General features: G+C 38.8%; 1 protein-coding gene and 1 pseudogene. Both read left to right on the top strand.

Going from position 1 to position 1,455, the window contains the following annotated elements; genetic code table 11:
• Window positions 1–1,274 (top strand): annotated as a pseudogene (locus tag LIZ98_RS18300) (IS91 family transposase); the annotation flags it as partial.
• A 34-nt stretch (window positions 1,275–1,308) separates the two neighbouring features.
• Window positions 1,309–1,440 (top strand): hypothetical protein, encoded by a 132-nt coding sequence (locus tag LIZ98_RS18060; protein WP_255654926.1) that lies wholly within the window; start codon window positions 1,309–1,311, stop codon window positions 1,438–1,440.
• Window positions 1,441–1,455 lie beyond the last annotated feature (15 nt).

The raw sequence follows: 1,455 nt of genomic DNA, 5'->3' as shown, positions 1-1,455 counted from the left end.
GATGAACATCAACATTGGGAAGCCTTCAAAAAGAAATATGGAGCGAGAATCCGTCCCATCGTCATCAAGGAGGTTGAGAAGTTTCGGGATTGTGGGAACTTAAAGAATGGATTCAAACTCTTTGTCTGTGAAGGATGCCACCACACGCATTTGGTTCCCTTTCGATGCAAAGGACGCTTTTGTACAACATGCTCGGTAGGGGAGAGCGAAGAATGGAGTAGATTGTTAACTGAAGAGGCACTTCAAGTAAACCATCGCCATGTTATTTTTACAATTGATGAAGGATTGAGGGATATTTTTCTATGGCATCGTGAGCTTCTTAAACCATTAATGGATGAAGCCGCAAAGTTAATTACTGACTATTTTCAGAAAAAAGCTAAGGTAACCCCAGGGATTATCGCTGGTTTACATACATTTGGCTTAAAGATAGTTTTAACCCTCATGTACATATGATGGTAACAATGGGTGGAATCACAAAGAAGGGAGAGTGGAAAGGTTACGATTATATACCGTTTCCCATGTTGCGTAAACAATGGCAGACCGTTGTTTTGAAGTTTATTCGACGCTACTTAAAAAAAGAGGAAAAGAAACGGATCCAATCACGATTACAAAAGGCTTTTTCCAGAAACGGAGAAGGCTTCTATGTGTATGCCCCAAAACAAAGGGGAAAATTAAAGGAACAGTTGCGGTATATTGGCCGTTATATTCGTCGACCAGCGATTGGAATGAATCGTATTGAGGAATATGATGGTCAATTTGTGACCTTCAAATATATCGATAAAAAAGATGGGAAAGAAAAGCATGAAGTAGTCACGGTGGAAGAGTTTATTAGCCGCTTGATTCGTCATATTCCAGATGAACAGTTTAAAACCATTCGTTACTATGGCATGTATTCGAGGAGAAGTAAAAAGATAAGCAAAAAGCTATTAACAACATGGCAAAAACAAATGCGTAAATGGGTAGTAAAAGTACAGAAAGTCCTACATCGTCAAACATGGAGAGAACGAATCATCGCTAGTGGCGAAAAGGATCCGATGATTTGCCCCCACTGTGGAAATTATTATGAGTATATGGGAGAAGTATGCCTTGAGGACGGGAAATTAAGTGTTAAAATTGCTTTATCAAGGGATGCGAGAATTTATATGGAAAGGATGATTGACCATATCACAGGGTACAAGCAAGAAACGAAAAAAAGGAAAGAAGAAAAAACGAGGGATCGAACATATTCGCCCCAAGAAACAGTTCGTCAACTATCATTGTTTGATGTGTCATGAAGAAGAAAAAATTCCATATGAGGTAGTAAGAGAAATGGATCTAATGGATGGCGGTGATCCGATAACTCCTCCAAGATTTCAATGTGAAAAATGTAATGGCGTTATGGTTCCAGAATACTATAAAGGGATATATGGAACGGAATATAAATTAACGGATTATCTGTAAACATCAGCGAAGAGA

It is taken from the genome of Caldibacillus sp. 210928-DFI.2.18 (assembly GCF_020554505.1).
In the GTDB taxonomy this organism is placed as follows: domain Bacteria; phylum Bacillota; class Bacilli; order Bacillales; family Caldibacillaceae; genus Caldifermentibacillus; species Caldifermentibacillus hisashii.
This window is presented reverse-complemented; position numbering and strand designations above follow the sequence as displayed.